At 58.0% G+C, this 935-nt stretch carries 1 protein-coding gene; it reads right to left on the bottom strand.

Annotation, left to right across the window (positions count from 1 at the left end; translation table 11 throughout):
* Positions 1-935: AMP-binding protein (locus Xind_RS19625; protein ID WP_187650953.1), on the bottom strand; the 935-nt coding region annotated here is incomplete at both ends.

Here is a 935-nt window from a genome sequence, read left to right on the forward strand (position 1 = left end):
CCCCACTGTTTGTGCCAGCTCGGACAATACCGGCGACCGGAACAACTCTCGCGCTGTCAGGGCCAATCCCTGCTGACGCAGGCGCTCAATCATACGCACGGCCAGCAGGGAATGACCGCCCAATGCAAAGAAACTGTCATGACGGCTGATCGGCTCAATACCCAGTAATTCACGCCAAATCGCTGCCAATGCGTTTTCTGTTTCTCCCTGCGGGGCCTCGTAGATTTGCCGGGCAAAGTCCTCGCCGTCTGGGGCCGGCAGCGCCCGGCGATCCAGTTTGCCGTTGGGTGTCAGTGGAAACGCATCCAGACGCACAAAGGCTGTCGGCACCATATAATCCGGTAACACCGCGCTCAGGTGAGCGCGCAGGCGGTTAACCAATTCCTCATCCGCTGCCGCGACCACATAGGCCACCAGCCGCTTATCCTGCCCTGCTCCCTGCGCCAGCACCACCGATTCACGCACCATGGGGTGCCCGGCCAGCCGGGCTTCTATTTCCCCCGGTTCAATGCGGAAGCCGCGAATTTTCACCTGCTGGTCATTACGGCCGAGAAATTCCAGATTACCGTCCGGCCGGTAACGGGCTAAATCCCCGCTCCGGTACATGCACGCATCCGGCCTATTACTGAACGGATCGAGAAGGAACCGTTCAGCGGTTAATTCAGGCCGATTCAGATAACCACAGGCTACTCCGTCTCCCCCCACATAAATTTCACCGATTGCCCCCAACGGTACGGGCTGACCATGATTATCCAGCAAATAAACCCGCGTATTGGCAATAGGCCGGCCTATGGGGAGTCGGGTTATACCCTCTTCCAGCGCCTCAATAGGATATGTCGTGGTAAAGGTGGTGCCTTCCGTCGGACCATAGGCCTGCAACAGTTGTTGCGGCGGACAATGTTTCAGCACCTGGGCAATCACTGATGAATCGGGAA

It is taken from the genome of Xenorhabdus indica (assembly GCF_014467235.1).
Lineage (GTDB): Bacteria > Pseudomonadota > Gammaproteobacteria > Enterobacterales > Enterobacteriaceae > Xenorhabdus > Xenorhabdus indica.